Source organism: Leeuwenhoekiella sp. NPDC079379 (genome assembly GCF_044542075.1).
Classification (GTDB): domain Bacteria; phylum Bacteroidota; class Bacteroidia; order Flavobacteriales; family Flavobacteriaceae; genus Leeuwenhoekiella.
On record NZ_JBITTU010000018.1, the window covers coordinates 1 to 1,952 of the forward strand.

1 protein-coding gene is annotated in these 1,952 nt (G+C 41.8%); it reads right to left on the reverse strand.

From position 1 onward, the window contains the following. Positions 1-78 precede the first annotated feature (78 nt). Positions 79-1,638: an IS1182 family transposase gene (locus ACIGAM_RS17375; RefSeq protein WP_396512742.1), complete on the reverse strand. Its 1,560-nt coding sequence runs from the start codon at positions 1,636-1,638 to the stop codon at positions 79-81. Positions 1,639-1,952 lie beyond the last annotated feature (314 nt).

Sequence of the window (1,952 nt, forward strand, 5' to 3'; positions counted from 1 at the left end):
ACAAGCCTTTAATTCTTAGAAAATATCACTTATTTAAACCGCTCTTAAGCGGTTTTCTAGTTTTATATCGTTTGTAAATTAGCAGAATGAAGCCTTTAAAATGGACTTATACTCTTGATTTAACGTCATTGTGAACTTTAAAAACAAGACGAGCATCCCTGCCCCACTTTTGGTACGTTTTTCAATAAACTTCAGGTATTTTTTGAGGTTGTATGCGATGGCGGAGAGCTGCATACATTTGTTGGCCTGTTTTAATCCAATGGTATTTACCTTCCTTAGCCCCATAAATTGAGTTAGGGTTCCAAAAACAGGTTCTACGGTGCTTTGTCGTTTGCCTTTCATATACCTGCCCTGTGGGCTTTCTACCTGGGCGATGTTGCGCTGGTATTCTGCGCGGTAGTAAGTAACACTAAACTTCTTTTCCTGTGCGCTTTTGCCCAGACAACTCCTGCGTATTGGGCAATCAATACACACGTGCTTGCGGGCACGGTATTCCTTTTTTCGGGTTCCGGTTCTATAATCGTTGAACTCTTTGGTAAACGGGATTATCTTGCCCTGTGGGCACAGGTAATGATCTTCGTTTTCAACGTAGGTAAAATTGTCTGGACCGCCTTTAAAAGTTCCGTGAGCAGGTATAAAACTCTTTAAGCCCTGTGCTTCTAAAAAGGCATAGTTCTCTCCGCTACTGTAACCCGTATCCGCCACACAATTCTCCCACACCAAACCCTGCTGCCACAAGCGCCGCTTTACCCGTTTTACAATATCAGGCAGTTGCTGGTTATCTTTTCCATCAGCGTGGTAGGCTCTGATGTCTGTAATCACATGATGACCCGTGTCTACACTAAGCTGACTCAGGTAATTGAGTTTTCTGGCCTTACCCGGTTTTACACTGATTCGTGCATCAGGATCGGTAGGACTATAATGCGTTTTATTGCTGGTGTATTTACTTCCCTTATTTCCTGCTCCCGGACGCTGATCCTGATCTTTGCTCCAGCGCTTGTTGCGGGTGCTAATGGCTTTTAATTCTTCTTCGCTGGCTGTTATGCTACGCTGGTTTTTATCTGATTTATCACCTTTACTTTTACGAAAAGGCTGCTCTTTGTCCATCGCGCTGATGTGGCGAACCTTGCGCAGGTGAGATTCTAATTCTTCCTCAGGTACTTTAAGTTCCAGAGTGTCCATCGAAGGATTGGCTTTTACCGGTGCGCTGTCGATAGCCTGAGTATGCCCACTCACCATTCCCGCTTCAACACAAAGCGTAAAAACTTTAGTAAAAACCCCTTCAAACACATCTTCGGGGAGCAACTGTCGTGTACGACTAATGGTGGAATGCCAGGGCAATTCTTCATCAATATCATAACCGATGAAATACAAAATATCCAGACGCATACTGCAATGCTCTATTAACTTCCGGTCGCTAATGATGTTTTCTAAATAGCCCACTAAGCACAGCTTAAAAAATACAACAGGATCTATACTCTTTTGACCACTGCTGCCGTAAAAGTCACAAGTAAGTTCATAGAGAAAATCCAGGTTTAATGCTTCCTTTAAACGCCGGTAGAAATTTGTGGAGGGTACGCGCTCACTCAACCGAAAACTGTTGAACAACTGCTCTTGATATACTTTTTTTCCTTGCATACCATGAATTTACAACACTTCTCTAAATTAATTATAAACCCTATGTTAGCTTTTTGCTAACTTGTGCAACAGGCACACCGTATAAAATTAATTGCTAGTTCTAGCCTACTTACGAAAGTCCTCGCGGACTTTCTATCTGTGATTTATTTGCTAACTTTAGTGCTTAAACCACGCAACTAATCTTATACAATCACGTTATCTACAATAGCTCCGAAACAACCCGAATTCAAGAACTTAACGCAACAAATCAAAATTCTAGATTTGTTGTATGCCTATCAAAAACTATAATCGATTAAACCTTAAAGAGCGGGTTA